The organism is Tenacibaculum sp. 190524A02b (assembly GCF_964036645.1).
GTDB lineage: Bacteria > Bacteroidota > Bacteroidia > Flavobacteriales > Flavobacteriaceae > Polaribacter > Polaribacter vairaonense.
The window spans coordinates 1,782,000-1,797,681 of record NZ_OZ038525.1; the positions used below are offsets into that span (position 1 = coordinate 1,782,000).

The window sequence follows — 15,682 nt, forward strand, 5'->3', positions numbered from 1 at the left end:
TTTTGATGGCAATGAAATACTCTAAAACAACTTTAATTTTAACTTTTTTATTGCCTATACAAGTAATGATTGTGCAATATTTAAGCCAAAAACCAATATTTATAGAACGCTATTATAGTAATGGTATTTATCCCTACATAGCTAAAATACTCCGAATACTTTTAGGATGGATTCCTTTTTCATTTGGAGATGTATTAGGCTTACTACTCATTTTTATTTTTTGTAAAAACATTTATAAACTGTTTATTTCTAAATTTACAAATTTCATTCCTAAACTGCTACAGTTTACTGCATTTTTATCTGTTCTTTATTTTTGTTTTTACGCTTTCTGGGGATTGAATTATTTTAGGGAACCTTTGGCTAAAAGTTTAGCATTAGAGCAATCTAATTATACTACCGAACAATTAGAAACAACACTCATTAAAATCATTCCAAAACTTAACAACTCTCATTTTACTATTACTCAAAATGATACGATAGCTGTTACTGTTCCTTATTCTAGAAAACAAATGTATCACTTAGCCCCAAATGGTTTTAATGCATTAGCAAAAACATATCCACAATTATCATATACTGCACCTTCTATAAAAAGTTCGTTAGTTAGCTTATTACAATCTTATAATGGTACCTCAGGATACCTTAATCCAATAACCGGAGAAGCACAAGTAAACGACCTAATGCCTAAACCTGGATATCCTTCAACTACTTGTCATGAAATGGCGCACCAAATTGGATGGTCTGCTGAAAATGATGCTAATTTTGTTGGTTTTTTAGCCTGTATTTATAACAACGATAAGTACTTTCAGTATGCTGGTTACCGAATGGCTTTTCGATATTTAATTCAAGAGTTAACTCGTAGAGATAAAGAATTAGCCAAAACTATTAATAAAGGAGTTAACAAAGGTATTTTTAAAGATTATAGAAATAGTTATTTGCATTGGAAAAAATATGAAAACCCTATTGAACCTTACTTAAAAAAAGGGTATAATTCATATTTAAAAGCAAACAATCAAGCAAATGGTATTAAATCTTACAGTTATGTAGTAGATTTGCTAATCGCTTATTTTGAAAAACATCATAATTAAAATATTTCATGAGAATATATATACTTGTTATAGGATTTTTATTGATATGCTCTTGTAAATCTTCTGATTTAAAAAAAGACTTTATTTGTAATAACATTGGTTCTTTTAAAAATTTAAAAACTAATACCGATTTTAAAAAGCTTTTTACTGTTGACTTCCCTGAGCACTGGAAAGTGAATTTGTATTATGACAACGGACAGTCATCTATATACGCAGCAGATACTACAGTAAGTTTAACACAAGCTACTCTTTTAGATATTTCATTAATTCAATCTCCTATCTCTATAGATAATGCTTTTATTCAAAAAATTTCTACTGATAATTCTAATTTGAAACTAAAAGAAGTTAAGGGAAAATTATTTAAGCATTATGGCAACACTTCTTATTACAGTTTAGCTAACGGAAAAAAAGGAAAGTATAATTACCATATTCTAAACCTATTCAGCAAAGTAAGCGAAGCGAGTTTTTTGCATGTAAAAACAGAAATTTATGGTGATTCATTGGTTGATGACCGTATTTGTAAAGCCATAAAATTAATTGATGAAATACAATTGAAATAATTATTTTTGGCATTTAAAATTAAACTGATGAACAAACAACACATAATAGATAGATTTGTAAAGTACGTTACCATTGATACAGAAAGTGATCCTAACAATCCAGCTTTCCCTAGTACTGAAAAACAATGGGATTTAGCCAGAGTCCTTGAAAAAGAATTAAAAGAAATAGGAATGGAAGATGTTGAACTAGATGAAAACTGTTACATAATGGCAACACTCCCTAGTAACTTGGATTATGAAGTTCCAACTATTGGTTTTGTTGCACATATTGACACAAGCCCAGATTTTACAGGTGCAAATGTTAAACCACAAATTCACGAAAACTATGATGGTAGTGATATCATTTTGAATAAAGAGCAAAACATAGTTTTATCTCCTAGCTATTTTGAAGATTTACTTTTATATAAAGGACAAACTATTATTACTACTGATGGTACTACTTTATTAGGTGCCGATGATAAGGCTGGTGTTACTGAAATAGTTTCTGCAATGGAGTACTTAATTCAAAACCCAGAAATCAAACATGGTAAAATACGTATTTGTTTTACTCCAGATGAAGAAGTAGGAAAGGGAGCACACTTATTTGATGTTGAAAAATTTGGTGCTGAATGGGCTTATACTATGGATGGAAGCCAGATAGGAGAATTAGAATACGAAAACTTTAATGCTGCTAAGGCTGTAGTTACTATTAATGGTAAAATTGTACATCCTGGATATGCTTACGGCAAAATGATAAACTCAACATACATTGCGAGTAAGTTAATGAATGCTTTACCTGCTAATGAAGTTCCTGAAAAAACGAAAGGGTACGATGGTTTTTTCCATTTACATCATATGGAAGGTAAAGTAGAACAAACTACACTTTACTATATTATTAGAGATTTTGACAAAAATTTATTTGCACAACGTAAGCAAACTATGCTTGATACTGTTGCTGCTATAAATAAAGAACTAGGTAACGATTTAGTAGAAGTTGAAATTACAGATCAATATTATAATATGCGTGAAAAAGTAGAACCAATGATGCATATTGTTGATATCGCTGAAGAAGTGATGAAAGATATAGGAATTACACCGTTAATTAAACCGATTAGAGGTGGAACTGATGGTTCTCAATTATCTTACAAAGGGTTACCTTGTCCAAATATTTTCGCTGGTGGACACAACTTCCACGGACGTTATGAATTTGTGCCTGCTGAAAGTATTGTAAAAGCTAGTGAAGTCATTGTAGGTATTGCTCAAAAAGTATCTGAAAAATTCGCTTAATTTTAAGGTTATAAATAATATAAAGCATAAAAAATCCTGAGCAAATGCTCAGGATTTTTGCTTTATCAAGTTTGTTTTATAAGAACTCTCTCAATACAAACATACGGAATATCTAGCCTAAAATATTTTTCAAAGAGCTATTCGATACCGCATCGGGGAATGAAACTCTTGATTGCCCTTACGATTAAAAAATATAACGTAAACCTACTTGCATTTGCCAACGCGATAATAAACTACTATCTGGACTAAATGTTTTACTTAAGTTTTCATTAAAACTATAAATTGGTTCTTGTGTATAATCTCCACCTGGAAATGAAACTCCTAAAGGTTGTAAATTGTTAGGTTGCTGTACAACTCCCCATTCTGAATTTATTAAATTTCCTATGTTTAAAATATCTACACTTAATTGAATCGTATTTTGTTCCTCTGCTGATACATTAAAATTAAAATCTTGCAAAAACTTAACATCCCATTTTCCTCTCCAAGGCGCTAAAGCTCCATATCTTTCTACATATTGTCCTCTCCTAGAATTCAAATACTCATCTTGCTGAATATAATTTTCAAAAGCTGCTGCTTGCCCCGCTTCCACAAATTGCATTTGACTTAATTCTCCTACAGTTGGTACGTATAATAAATCATTAGCAAATGCTCCATCATTATTTATATCACCTCCATAAGTATAATTAAATCTCCCACCTTTAGCATACTCAAAAAATGTAGAAAGTGTTGTAGCAAACTTTCCTTTTCCATATTCAAATCTTTTAGAAGCTATTCCTATAACTCTGTGTGTATCTCCATATTTTGAATAAGTCAACACATCATTATTTGCATTTCCCACAACTGGATTAAACGCAAAAGCATCTCCTGTTATTTCCGCCTCAATAGAGTTAACATCTTGAGCATTTAAATAACTATAGGCTATGTTTGCATACAATCCGTTTTTAAATCTTTTTTCTACTTTAAAAGAAGCATTGAATACTCTCCCTTTATCTGAATTTGTAAATACATAGGCATTGTTTCCTTTGGTTGTATAATACTCTCTATTATCTACTCCTTTTAAGCGTTCTGTTGGGTTTCTTAACCCCCAGTTTTGTACATGAGCTCCATTAATATCTTTGGTATATGCTAAGTCTGCTGTTAATGTTAAGCCATTTTCAAACCTATAGTCCCCTCCAATGTTAGATCTCCATACTTGTGGAAATTTAAAGTCAGGATCAACAATTTGAAAGAATCCATCATCAGCTCCACTAATTTGATTTCCTAACCACACAAAAGGTAAACGACCGGTAAATACACCGGTTCCACCACGAATTTGTAATTTACTTTCATTATTAATATTCCAATTAAACCCTAACCTAGGTGAAATCAACCACTCATTAGTTGGCATTTTAGTAGAGTTTAAATTTACTTCTTCATTGGTATTGGGATTAAAGTATAGTACAGAATTATCTCTAGTTGCTCCATTTTCAGTATCAATATATTTTTGAACTAAACTAGAAGTATCAAAATACAATGGCTTATCAAAACGAACTCCATAAGTTAACTTCAATGATTCATTTACTTCCCATTCATCTTGAACATAAAAAGCCAATTGCCCAACATTCAACTCAGCTAGCTTCCATCCTCCATCATTTCCTGCTCCTTTTCTATTGAATGTATTAAACGCATTATTTGTTGCTGTTAAATATTGATCTACTAAACCTCCTGGCTGAGCATTAGACAAAAATGTTGCAACATCAGGATAAGGATTAAATATTCCAAAGTACGGAAATACTCCTAAACTAAAAGACTCGTAATTAGTTAGGTTAAAAGAATTTTCAAACATAAATTTTTCAAAAGAGAAACCAACGGTGAATGTATGATCTTCTTGGAAAAAATTCATGTTGTTAGTCAATTGAAAAACGCGTTGATCTAATACATTATTAATTGAAAAAGGTTCGTGTCCTGCAATAATATGATTACTTCCACTTCCATCTTGAATTGTAATTATTGGAGCTGGTTTAGATAATGGTGTTCTAAAATCATCAAAATAGGTATATCCTACTTGTAATTTATTTGTTGTGGTTTCATTAAATGTAGAATTTAACTCTAATAAAAATGAATCAATGTTATTTGTAATCTCATATCCTGAGTTTTCAAATTGTAAAACATTTGCCCCTGGACCTCTAACTCCTAATGCTGTTGGATGAGCTGGTTTTTCTTTTGAAGCTCTTAAAAAGTTATAAATTAAAGCTAATCTGTGATTTTTATTAACATTCCAATCTAATTTAAACACTCCTTTAGTTGAACCTGATTCGTATGTAAAATCTTTGTAGGCTCCTGTATTATAACCTAACCTACTTAAGGCATCACTTACAGCCATTAAATCTGTTTCTAAAACAGACGATTCATTAACTGCCATAGTACCATCTTGATTATCTGGCACCCAACCATTGGTTCCTAAATCTTCTCTTTTATCTTTTTCAAAATTTGCAAAGAAAAATAATTTGTCTTTTACAATAGGTCCTCCTAAACTAACTCCATACTGACTTTGACTTAACTTAGGTTTCACTACATCTTCCCCATTAATTCTTCCTCCAGTCATGTCTTGATTTCTATAAAAACCATAAACGGTACCTTTAAATTCATTAGTTCCACTCTTAGTTACAGCATTTACAGATGCGCCTGTAAAACCAGATAATGTAACATCATAAGGCGCTGTTGCTACAGATATCTGTTCTATAGCATCTAAAGAAATAGGTTGTGAACTTGTTTGTCCGCCTGGTGTTGCGGCATCTAACCCAAATGGATTATTAAAAATTGAACCATCTAAAGAAAAGTTATTAAACTGATCATTTTTACCTCCAAAAGACCCATTGCTCGCAGTTGGTTCTAACCTTGTAAAATCAGATGCTGAACGAGAAATAGTTGGTAAGGTTTTCAATTGTACTGCACTAACACTTGTCTGTGCTCCTGTTCTATCACTATTAAAAGTTTGGTTTTTACTACTTGAAATTACTACTTCTTCTAATTCTTCTCCTCCTTCTACTAATTTTCCATTAACTATAGTTGTTTTCCCTAATGTCAAGTAAACATTATTTACTTCATAAGTTTTGAAACCCACAAAACTAAAAACTATTTTATAAGGACCTCCTACCCTTAAGTTAGGAATAGTATACCGTCCATTCTCTTGTGAAATGGCACCAGAAAGTGTTCCTGTCGGAACATGTTCTACAGCAATGTTAGCTCCAAATAAAGGTAGCTCAGCACCGTCTGTAACGATTCCTTTTATCTTAGATGTTGTTACCTGTGCAAAGGCTGACAAACTCGCTAAAAACAAAACGAATACAGCTATTTTTTTCATTTGATTACGTTTAAGTTAATGTATCAAAATTAAAAAATTAATTAACACTACTTTAACGTTTTTATTACTTTTAGCTTAAAAATGAATTATTGCTTATACTTCAACTAAACTTTTATTATCTATACCTTTAATATCATAAAAAAATGAGACTCTTACAAAGTCTCATCTTATTTTTAATCTAAATCAAAACGTATTCCTAATGATATATTTCTTGTTTCGGAATTTTTGAACAGAGGATTTAAATCGTACTTAACATACAAACCTATACTTTGATATGAGAGATATGTACTCAATCCATAATTAAGCGTATTCATATTAAAATCACCTTTTTGAACCTCCTCAACATTTACTCCTTTAGAATTTTCGTACTCCAAATATTGTCTTGTTCCGAGTTTAAAGCCAAAGAAACCACCTATTCCAAAACGTATTGCGTCATGTGAATTATCAATTATTCTATCATTAGAGAGTTTTTCATTTTTTGAGAAATCAATTTCTAAATGCATTGGGAATATCATCTGTACATGTCTCAACCTATTTTCTGATAAAGAAAATGTACTTACCTCTAAATTAGTTTGATCATTGTTTACTACATGTATTTGATTCGATTTTGCTCTTAAATTGTTCCATAAAAATGATACTCCATATTTAAAATAGGCTTTTGACGGCTCTTCTTTTAGTCTTGTTTTAAAAGTAAAACCCAATTCATAAAAATGCGATTGCCAAAACTTGTATTCTGAATTATTTAATGACCCAACCTTATTATTTTCCAAAACATTGTTAACCCCCATAGCAAATACAAATTGTGAGGTGGTTCTTTTTCCATATTTTTTTTGTTTTCCTTCTTTATCAAAAATCACCAAATCTTTATCAAAAACTCTAATTTTAAAGGATTCTTCATTTTCATCTTTACTTACAATTACTCCATTTGTTTTATCTTGAACTAATTGTTGTAGCTTTTGCTCTTGAACACTTACTTTTTCCTCTATTTGATTTGCATGAAAATCAGCTTCTTTCTTTTTTAGCTTTTCAGCTTCTTCATAAGTAATTTCATTATTAGATAATTGCTCATTAATTTTTTTCAATTTTTCTTTTAGTAATTTTTTTTCTCCCTTAGTAATTTCATCTATTTTTTTAGATATTTTACTAACCTCATCTTCAAATGTTTTTTCTTGTGAAAAGGCAATAGCTGCACTTAACAACATTACTAGTAGTAGTGTTATTCTTACCATCTTTTTTAAATTTTAAATATGTTTTAGTTTATTTTTTTACTGTAGAATCTCATTCCTTATTCCTGTCTGCAACTGCCATTGCTATGTCAGAAATTTTTAATTTAATCTTATAAATCAGGTTTCCTCTAAAATTATCTTTTAAAATACTTTCTTCTGCTTCAGCCAGTAATACTTCAGGGTTAATTGTAAGTAAATTAGATTTTTTTAACTCTACCTTTATAGTATCAAGCACATTACTTCTTTTCAATTTATTTTTAGCATAATATTCTTTTACCTCTTTTGAGCTATGTGTAACCGCATATAATAAATCCGCTCCTTTTACTTGAATCCTATTTTGTTTCAAAGGAAGAAGTTCTTTACTCTCAAATTCTTCTTTTACAATTAACTTATCTTCATTTCTCAGAATTCTCTTTTTAACTTCAATTTTAGTTTCAATTTCTTTTTCAAATCTAATAGTATCTTTAATCTTATTTTTTTTAGGCTTAGTATGCAATTCACTAACTACTAATACTGTTTCTAGTACATACTCCGTCTTACCTTTTATGAACTCAATATTTTTAGCTTGTAAATTAATAGCTTCTACCTTATCTTTTGTAATTGATTTAAAAAGTAGCATCCCAGTACTCATCAATAAAATAATGCTCGCTATATACTTAAATACATGCTTTTTTTGTTTATTATTTCTTTTAACTTCCTCCTCTTCTAACTTATAACTCAAACGTTCCCACGCTGAAGAAGATGGTTTAATTTCTCTTTGAGCTAACTTATCTTTAAAAACCGTATCTAACTTATTATCTTCCATCATTTTCTATCGAATTCATTTTAATATAATTTGCCTGTAACCACTTTCTAGCTTTAAATAGTTGTGATTTAGATGTACTTTCAGAAATTTGAAGCTTTTTTGCTATTTCTGAATGTTTATAACCTTCTATAGCATATAAATTAAACACTACTTTATAGCCTTCAGGTAAAGTATCAATAAGCTTTTGAATATCTTCTACATTCGTGTTTTCTAGGTTAGATACTGAAAAATCATTAAACACGAACTCTTCTTCTGTCAAATCAAAAACCTGTTTTTTTCTAATGTAAGTTAAACAAGTATTTACCATAATTCTACGAATCCACCCTTCAAAACTCCCTTCATTTTTAAACTTATTAATATTGGTAAAAACTTTAAAAAAACCAGATAACATCATTTCTTCTGCATGATGATTGTCTCTTACATACCTTCTACACACACCAAGCATTTTTGGAGAATACTGCTCAAAAATTATTTTTTGAGCTTCTCTATCTTGCTTTACTGCTTTTTTAATAAGCATTTTGGTGTTATGTAAATCTATTACTTTCAAGTTTTCTTTATCGATTTTTTACCGTTCTCAAATATAAAGACGATTCTTTTTAAAAAAAGGTTGCCTAGTAAATTAAAAACTCTCCAACTTTTTTCAAAATTGGAGAGTAATTACTAAAAATTAGAATGATAAATACGGGGGTGATTACTAATTTTTTGCTCAACGCGTAGCAAATTTAAATACTATCAAATCAAATCAAAATAGGAAAAACACTTATTAACAAAACTTTAAAGTCAAGTCACATTTTTTTATTATTAATTTATATTATCAGATATTTGCACTACTAAATTTGATTGATGAATTTTATTATATACGCCATAACTTATCCTTTAGCTTGGTTATTATCCATATTACCAATGCCTATTTTATATATAATTTCTGATTTTTTTTATCTTATAGTTTATTACGTAGTTGGATACAGAAAAAAAGTAGTGATTAATAATTTAAGAATGGCCTTTCCAGCTAAAAGCGACAAAGAAATAACTAAACTTAGTAAAGCTTTCTTTAAACATTTTATTGATTTAATGTTTGAAAGTATTAAAATGTTCTCAATAAGCGAAAAGGAAATGCTAAAACGTTACAAGTCTATCAATGTTGAACTGGTAAATAATCTAGCTAAAAAAGGTAAAAGTATAATTTTAGTAGGTGCACACAAAGGAAACTGGGAATGGTCTTCTAGCTTACCTCTAGTAATAGATATTCCTGTATATGCAGCTTATACTAAATTAGCCAATCCTTACTTTGAAAAAAGAATCAAAAAAACAAGAACACAATTTAATATTGGAGGTATTAAAAGTACTGAAATAGTAAAAAAAATTCATCAAAAAGAAAGTAATAAAGAACAGGCTGCATACTTATTATTAAGTGATCAATCTCCCATGTTACACAAAGCTCATTATTGGCAGAAGTTTTTTAACATTAAAGTACCTGTACATACAGGTGCGGAAATGCTAGCTAAAAGATATGATTTTGCTGTAGTAAATTACAGTGCAAGAAAAGTTAGAAGAGGGTATTACGAAACTGAATTTACATTGATTACTGAAACACCTAAAGATTTAGGTAATTTTGAGATCACTGATAAATACCTATCTATAACAGAAGATTCTATTAAAGACCAACCTGCGTATTATTTATGGTCCCATAAAAGATTCAAACACAAAGACAGGTATGATGAATGGCTCGCTTCCAGAAAAAAATAAGATTCTCATAACTTTATCTACTCAGAGATATTCATATGTTAATAAAACTCATTTTTTAGTGGATTTTATGTAGCTTTATAAGCTATAAAATTACACACCAAAAATGAAAAAAATAACCTTACTAACATTATTAAGCACTGCTTTTATAGTTTCCTGTAAAACAGAACCTAAAGAAATTTCAAAAAACAAACCTGACACATCAGCTGTAGAATATCAAAAAGATTCTACTAATATTAAACACCTTTTCAATACAGCCTTAACCGATGGTAAATCTTATGAATGGTTAAGAGATCTTACCACTAATATTGGCGGAAGGTTATCTGGTTCTAAAGAAGCTGAACAAGCTGTAGTTTGGGGTGAAAAATTAATGGAAGAAGTTGGACTTGATTCTGTGTGGCTTCAGCCAGTAATGGTTCCACATTGGGTTAGAGGAGAAAAAGAAAAAGCCAGCTATATGCATAATGGAAGCTCTTTTAATGTTCCCATTTGTGCTCTAGGCTTCTCTATAGCTACACCTAATAATGGAATTACTGCCGAAGTAATTGAAGTAAAAAGTTTAAAAGAAGCTAAAACTCTTGGAGAAAAAGCTAAAGGAAAAATTGTTTTTTATAATGGTGCCTTTGACAATACTTTAATAAATACATTTAAAGCTTATGGCGGCTGTGTAGGACAGCGATATGCTGGTGCAGCTGCAGTAGGAGAATTTGGAGCTGTTGGTGTTATTGTTCGTTCAATGACCAATGGTATTAATGATTATCCACATACAGGTAGTATGAGCTATGGAGAGTTACCAAAAGAACAACATATTCCAGCAGCGGCTATTAGCTCTAGAGCTGCTGAAAATTTAAGTAAACACTTAAAAGAAAACCCTAACCTAAAATTCTACTTTAAACAAAGTTGTAAAACATTACCAGACGCTCCTTCTTTTAATGTAGTAGGACAAATTAATGGTAGTAAAACCCCTGATAAAATTATGGTTGTTGGAGGGCATTTAGACTCTTGGGATTTAGGAGATGGAGCACATGATGATGGCACAGGAATAGTACAGTCTTTAGAAGTAGCATACTTATTCAAAAAAAATGGAATTAAACCAAAAAACACCTTACGTGTAGTATTCTTTATGAATGAAGAAAACGGCTTAAGAGGCGCTACAGAATATGCTCGTTTAGCTAAAGAAAATAAGGAAATACATATTAGCGCACTAGAATCTGATGCTGGTGGGCATACACCTAGAGGCTTTTCTATTGAAGCTAATGAAAAAAATAATAAACTAGTAAAAAGCTGGAAAAAATTACTAGCTCCATATGGTTTACATGACTTTACCACTGGAGGTAGTGGTGCTGATATTGGCCCTTTAAAAGATGAACATGTTACCTTAGTAGGATACAGACCCGACCCGCAACGTTATTTTGACTACCACCATACAGTTACCGATACTTTTGATAAGGTTAACAAAAGAGAACTGGAACTTGGTAGCGCTTCAATGGCCAGTATTATTTATTTAATGGATAAGTATTTATACACTAATGAGGCTTTAAAACCTTAAAACTGATTAAAAAACGGAATAAAAGCTTTAATTTTATTCCGTTTTTTAATCATTACTAATGAAATATTTTACCCTTTCTCTAAAAATCCTTCTAGCTATTTTACTTATTTACGGAGGATTTAATCATTTTTACAAACCTGATTTCTATAACGGGTTCATTCCTGATTTTTTACCTAAACTAGCTATCAACTATATATCTGGTGCTATAGAACTACTATTAGGTATTGGACTTTTTATCAAAGGACTATCAAAAAATGCTGCTTTTGGCATTTTTTTACTGATGATCGCTTTTCTTCCCATTCATATTTGGGACGCTTTTAAAGAAAACCCTGCTATTGGATCTAAAACAGCTGCTTATATCAGAATTGTGATGCAATTTATTTTTATTGGATGGACTTATTTTATATATCAAAAAGAAACCAAATAAACCTTATGAAAAAAACTACGATACTACTAACTGCTTTATCTCTTATATTTATTTCATGTAAGCAGCAAAAAAAAGTAGATTTAATTATTACCAATGCTAATATTTATACGGTAAATAATAACTTTGAAAAAGCACAAAGCTTTGCCGTACACGAAGGTAAATTCGTAGCTATTGGGACCAATGAAGAAATTCAAAAAAAATACACTTCTCTCAACACTATTAATGTTGAAAAAAAGGCTCTATTTCCGGGTTTTATAGATGGCCATTGTCATTTCTATGGTTTAGGCTTACAGCAACAAAAAGTAAATTTGGTTGGAACAACTAGCTATGATGACGTACTTCAAAAATTAATAGCTTTTCAAAAAGAAAAAAACACTTCTTTTATTACTGGTCGTGGATGGGATCAAAATGATTGGCCTGTAAAAGAGTTTCCTACTAAAGAAAAATTAGACAGTATTTTCCCTAACACTCCTGTAGCTATTAATAGAGTTGACGGACACGCTATGCTAGTTAATCAAAAAACAATGGATTTAGCTGGGATTACTATAAATTCAGCAATTTCTGGCGGTGAGTTTTTAAAAAAAGATGGTAAACTCACAGGAGTACTTATTGATAATGCCATGAACTTTGTTAACGTACCTCAACCCAATAAAAAAGAACAAATACAGGCTTTAAAAGATGCTGAAAAAATCTGTTTTAGTCTTGGCCTTACCACTGTTGATGATGCTGGACTAGACAAACAAGTTATTGAGCTAATTGATAGTCTACAGCAAACTGGCGATTTAAAAATGAGAATTTATGCCATGATTTCTAACAATCAAAAAAACCTTGATTATTATTTACCAAAAGGAATCATTAAAACAGACAAATTACATGTTCGTTCTGTAAAAGTATATGCCGACGGTGCTTTAGGCTCTAGAGGTGCAGCTTTAAAAGATGAATACGCTGATAAAAAAGGGCATTTTGGTGCTTTAGTAAACTCTTACAGCAACCTTAAAAACTTAGCTAACAGAATTGCTAATTCAGAATACCAAATGAATACACATGCAATTGGTGATTCAGCCAATTATATTATGCTTAAAACCTACAATGAAGTTCTAAAGGATAAAAAAGATAGACGTTGGCGTATTGAACATGCTCAAGTGGTAGATTTAAAGGATTTCGATTTATTCAAAAATGTACTTCCATCTATACAACCTACTCACGCAACATCAGATATGTATTGGGCAGAACAGCGCGTAGGTGAACAACGTATTCAAGGAGCCTATGCTTATAAACGTTTATTAAAACAATACGGAAAAGTAGCTTTAGGAACAGATTTTCCTGTTGAACATGTAAACCCATTCTACACATTTTATGCCGCTGCCATTAGAAAAGATTTAAAAGGATATCCTGAAAAAGGTTTTCAAATGGACAACGCTTTATCTAGAGAAAATACTTTAAAAGGAATGACTATTTGGAATGCCTATGGAAACTTTGAAGAAAATGAAAAAGGAAGTATTGAAATAGGTAAAGTTGCAGATTTTATCATTCTTGATAAAGATATTATGAAAGTTGATGGAAAAGCTATTCCAGATACTAAAGTATTAGCTACTTATATTAATGGTGAAAAAGTAAACTAATTATAACTATATAAAAAATCTCTTGCATTTTAAACGCAAGAGATTTTTAGTATTTATTTTTCAACTTAAAAAACTTCTCTTAGCCTTTAACTGAAGCTACAAACCTCTCAATACCTTCAGTTCCATTTTTATCTAAAGCCTTAATAAAAGCCGAACCAATAATGGCACCATTAGCATAACTACATGCTGTTGTAAATGTTTTATTATCTGAAATACCAAAACCTACAATGAGTTTACTTTGTAAATTCATTGCTTTTATTCTATTAAAATAAGCAACCTGCTCATCTGTCACCTCTCCTTTTGCTCCTGTAATTGATGCTGAAGCTACTACATAGATAAATGTTTCTGTTAAGCTATCAATTTTCCTAATACGTGCATCCGATGTATGTGGTGTTATTAAAAACACATTAGTAATTCCGTATTTCTGAAATAAAGCCTGATAATGACTCTCATACTCTACCATTGGTAAATCAGGAATAATGATTGTATCTATTCCACTATCTTTTACCTTTTGGCAAAAAGCATCTTCACCATATTTGATTATTTGATTTACATATCCCATTAACACCAACGGCGTAGTATTTGTTTCTTTTATGGCTTGTAATTGCTTAAAAACTACATCTAGATTCATTCCATTTTTTAAAGCAATAGAACTACTATGCTGAATTGTTGGACCATCTGCTAAAGGATCAGAATAAGGCAAACCTACCTCTATAAAATCTACTTTATTATTGCTTAGTTCCTCAATAATTTTTGTTGTATCATCTAACTTAGGAAAGCCAGCTGTAAAAAAGATAGACAATAAATCGTTGTCTTTTTGACTAAATGTTTTTTGTAATGAATTCATTATTGTTCTTTTTAACTCTCTAAATGCTTGATATACGTTTCTAAATCTTTATCTCCTCTTCCTGATAAATTAATCACAATTGTTTGGTCTTTTTGCAAATCCATTTTTGGTAATACCGCTAAGGCATGTGCTGTTTCTAAAGCAGGAATAATGCCTTCTATTTTGGTTAACTCATAAGCTGCTTGCAAAGCTTCTTTATCCGTTGCATTCATAAACGTTGCTCTATTACTTTCATGTAAAAAAGCATGTAGCGGACCTACCCCTGGATAATCCAATCCAGCTGAAATAGAATAAGGCTCTACTATTTGTCCATATTCATCTTGCATTAAAATAGTTTTACTCCCATGGATTACGCCAACCTCACCTAACTGAGAAGTTGCAGCACTTTCTCCTGAATTTACACCTAATCCAGCAGCTTCTACCGCTATTAATTCAACATCTTCATCATCTAAATAATGATAAAAAGCGCCCGCTGCATTACTTCCTCCTCCAACACAAGCTATAATAGCGTCCGGATTTTCTTTTCCTGTTTGTTCTTTTAATTGCACCTTCATTTCTTCCGAAATTACTGCTTGTAAACGAGCCACCATATCAGGATATGGATGTGGACCTACTACAGAACCTATTAAATAATACGTATCTGGATTTTGAATCCAATAACGTATTGCCTCATTTGTAGCATCTTTTAACGTTTTACTTCCGCTGGTAGCAGGCACTACTTTAGCGCCTAACATTTTCATACGTGCTACGTTGGGTGCTTGACGTTTAATATCAGTTTCTCCCATAAACACAATACACTCTAAGCCCATTAATGCACAAACAGTTGCTGAAGCAACCCCATGCTGACCCGCTCCAGTTTCTGCTATAATCTTGGTTTTCCCTAGATGTTTTGCTATTAATATTTGTCCAATTGTATTGTTTACCTTATGTGCTCCTGTATGATTTAAGTCTTCTCTCTTTAAATAGATTGTAGCTCCATATTTTTCAGACAATCGTTTTGCTAAATACAAAGGGCTTGGACGACCAACATAATGCTTTAATAAATCTTTATATTCTTTTTGAAAAGCTTCTGAGTTAATAATTTCTATATAGTTATCTTCTAACTCTTTTACATTTGGGTACAATAGTTCAGGAATAAAAGCGCCCCCAAACTGTCCGTAATACCCATTTTCATCTGGTTGAAATTTCATTGCTTGTTGTGTTGTTTTA

13 protein-coding genes are annotated in these 15,682 nt (G+C 31.0%); 7 read left to right on the top strand and 6 right to left on the bottom strand.

All coding sequences use genetic code 11. From position 1 onward, the window contains the following. Window positions 1–11: 11 nt before the first annotated feature. From ABNT65_RS06910 to pepT, 3 genes are read left to right on the top strand one after another with little or no spacing between them, the layout of a single operon-like run. Window positions 12–1,085: a DUF3810 domain-containing protein gene (locus ABNT65_RS06910; protein WP_348747518.1), complete on the top strand. Its 1,074-nt coding sequence runs from the start codon at window positions 12–14 to the stop codon at window positions 1,083–1,085. Between the two features lie 8 nt (window positions 1,086–1,093). After that, window positions 1,094–1,645 (top strand): hypothetical protein, encoded by a 552-nt coding sequence (locus ABNT65_RS06915; protein ID WP_348740350.1) that lies wholly within the window; start codon window positions 1,094–1,096, stop codon window positions 1,643–1,645. A gap of 24 nt (window positions 1,646–1,669) precedes the next feature. Continuing rightward, window positions 1,670–2,911 (top strand): peptidase T, encoded by a 1,242-nt coding sequence (gene pepT, locus ABNT65_RS06920; RefSeq protein ID WP_348707555.1) that lies wholly within the window; start codon window positions 1,670–1,672, stop codon window positions 2,909–2,911. Between the two features lie 184 nt (window positions 2,912–3,095). On the opposite strand, the gene ABNT65_RS06925 is transcribed toward pepT, so the two are convergent. From ABNT65_RS06925 to ABNT65_RS06940, 4 genes are all read right to left on the bottom strand, one after another. Beyond that, complete coding sequence (locus ABNT65_RS06925) at window positions 3,096–6,254, bottom strand: carboxypeptidase regulatory-like domain-containing protein (RefSeq protein WP_348747519.1); 3,159 nt, start codon at window positions 6,252–6,254, stop codon at window positions 3,096–3,098. Window positions 6,255–6,427: 173 nt separating this feature from the next. Further along, entirely contained in the window at window positions 6,428–7,483 is a 1,056-nt protein-coding gene (locus ABNT65_RS06930) for a hypothetical protein (RefSeq protein WP_348747520.1), read from the bottom strand. Between the two features lie 49 nt (window positions 7,484–7,532). Next, entirely contained in the window at window positions 7,533–8,288 is a 756-nt protein-coding gene (locus tag ABNT65_RS06935) for a hypothetical protein (protein WP_348747521.1), read from the bottom strand. After that, the gene (locus ABNT65_RS06940) at window positions 8,275–8,802 is read right to left on the bottom strand and encodes a sigma-70 family RNA polymerase sigma factor (RefSeq protein WP_348747522.1); all 528 of its coding nucleotides are present in this window, start codon (window positions 8,800–8,802) and stop codon (window positions 8,275–8,277) included. The genes ABNT65_RS06935 and ABNT65_RS06940 overlap by 14 nt, the downstream gene beginning before the upstream one ends. A 326-nt stretch (window positions 8,803–9,128) precedes the next feature. On the opposite strand from ABNT65_RS06940, the gene ABNT65_RS06945 reads away from it, so the two are divergent. The 4 genes from ABNT65_RS06945 (at window position 9,129) to ABNT65_RS06960 (ending at window position 13,626) form a co-directional block, all read left to right on the top strand. Continuing rightward, window positions 9,129–10,031 (top strand): lysophospholipid acyltransferase family protein, encoded by a 903-nt coding sequence (locus tag ABNT65_RS06945; RefSeq protein WP_348747523.1) that lies wholly within the window; start codon window positions 9,129–9,131, stop codon window positions 10,029–10,031. A 103-nt stretch (window positions 10,032–10,134) separates the two neighbouring features. Further along, window positions 10,135–11,577: a M20/M25/M40 family metallo-hydrolase gene (locus ABNT65_RS06950; protein ID WP_348747524.1), complete on the top strand. Its 1,443-nt coding sequence runs from the start codon at window positions 10,135–10,137 to the stop codon at window positions 11,575–11,577. A 58-nt stretch (window positions 11,578–11,635) separates the two neighbouring features. Continuing rightward, window positions 11,636–12,004, top strand: a complete 369-nt coding sequence (locus ABNT65_RS06955) for a hypothetical protein (protein ID WP_348747525.1) — start codon at window positions 11,636–11,638, stop codon at window positions 12,002–12,004. A gap of 5 nt (window positions 12,005–12,009) precedes the next feature. Beyond that, window positions 12,010–13,626, top strand: coding sequence for an amidohydrolase (locus tag ABNT65_RS06960; RefSeq protein ID WP_348747526.1), 1,617 nt, complete (start codon window positions 12,010–12,012; stop codon window positions 13,624–13,626). A gap of 79 nt (window positions 13,627–13,705) precedes the next feature. Here ABNT65_RS06960 and trpA read toward each other — a convergent pair whose 3' ends face one another. Both trpA and trpB read right to left on the bottom strand, forming a co-directional pair. Continuing rightward, the gene (trpA, locus tag ABNT65_RS06965; protein ID WP_348740360.1) at window positions 13,706–14,473 is read right to left on the bottom strand and encodes a tryptophan synthase subunit alpha; all 768 of its coding nucleotides are present in this window, start codon (window positions 14,471–14,473) and stop codon (window positions 13,706–13,708) included. Between the two features lie 11 nt (window positions 14,474–14,484). Then, the gene (gene trpB, locus ABNT65_RS06970) at window positions 14,485–15,663 is read right to left on the bottom strand and encodes a tryptophan synthase subunit beta (protein WP_348747527.1); all 1,179 of its coding nucleotides are present in this window, start codon (window positions 15,661–15,663) and stop codon (window positions 14,485–14,487) included. Window positions 15,664–15,682 lie beyond the last annotated feature (19 nt).

What these genes read in the sequence shown, in the direction of transcription:
- ABNT65_RS06910 (WP_348747518.1), top strand. Translation starts at nt 12, where the DNA reads ATGAAATACTCTAAAACAACTTTAATTTTAACTTTTTTATTGCCTATA.
- ABNT65_RS06915 (WP_348740350.1), top strand. Translation starts at nt 1,094, where the DNA reads ATGAGAATATATATACTTGTTATAGGATTTTTATTGATATGCTCTTGT.
- ABNT65_RS06925 (WP_348747519.1), bottom strand. Translation starts at nt 6,254, where the DNA reads ATGAAAAAAATAGCTGTATTCGTTTTGTTTTTAGCGAGTTTGTCAGCC.
- ABNT65_RS06930 (WP_348747520.1), bottom strand. Translation starts at nt 7,483, where the DNA reads ATGGTAAGAATAACACTACTACTAGTAATGTTGTTAAGTGCAGCTATT.
- ABNT65_RS06935 (WP_348747521.1), bottom strand. Translation starts at nt 8,288, where the DNA reads ATGATGGAAGATAATAAGTTAGATACGGTTTTTAAAGATAAGTTAGCT.
- ABNT65_RS06940 (WP_348747522.1), bottom strand. Translation starts at nt 8,802, where the DNA reads ATGCTTATTAAAAAAGCAGTAAAGCAAGATAGAGAAGCTCAAAAAATA.
- ABNT65_RS06945 (WP_348747523.1), top strand. Translation starts at nt 9,129, where the DNA reads ATGAATTTTATTATATACGCCATAACTTATCCTTTAGCTTGGTTATTA.
- ABNT65_RS06950 (WP_348747524.1), top strand. Translation starts at nt 10,135, where the DNA reads ATGAAAAAAATAACCTTACTAACATTATTAAGCACTGCTTTTATAGTT.
- ABNT65_RS06955 (WP_348747525.1), top strand. Translation starts at nt 11,636, where the DNA reads ATGAAATATTTTACCCTTTCTCTAAAAATCCTTCTAGCTATTTTACTT.
- ABNT65_RS06960 (WP_348747526.1), top strand. Translation starts at nt 12,010, where the DNA reads ATGAAAAAAACTACGATACTACTAACTGCTTTATCTCTTATATTTATT.
- trpA (WP_348740360.1), bottom strand. Translation starts at nt 14,473, where the DNA reads ATGAATTCATTACAAAAAACATTTAGTCAAAAAGACAACGATTTATTG.
- trpB (WP_348747527.1), bottom strand. Translation starts at nt 15,663, where the DNA reads ATGAAATTTCAACCAGATGAAAATGGGTATTACGGACAGTTTGGGGGC.